The 225-nt window shown below is 69.3% G+C and carries 1 pseudogene; it reads left to right on the top strand.

Annotated features, from left to right (window positions below):
• Nucleotides 1-225, top strand: a pseudogene (locus tag J0695_RS41430) (glycoside hydrolase family 32 protein); the annotation flags it as partial.

Here is a 225-nt window from a genome sequence, read left to right as displayed (position 1 = left end):
TCGGCGGAACGGCCTTCCTGTACGAATCCGACGACCTGCGCAGCTGGCGCTACGTCGGCCCCCTGCTGACCGGCGACGCCTCGCAGAACCAGGGCGAGCTCGACTGGACCGGCACGATGTGGGAGTGCGTCGACCTCTTCCGGCTCGGCGAGGACGAGGAGGCCGGCAGTACCGACGTTCTGGTCTTCTCCGCCTGGGACGAGGGCACCACCCACCACCCCCTGT

The sequence above is a fragment of the Streptomyces beijiangensis genome, from assembly GCF_017315755.1.
GTDB lineage: Bacteria > Actinomycetota > Actinomycetes > Streptomycetales > Streptomycetaceae > Streptomyces > Streptomyces beijiangensis.
Note: the sequence above shows the minus strand (reverse complement) of the source record. Positions and strands in the feature narration are given on the sequence as shown.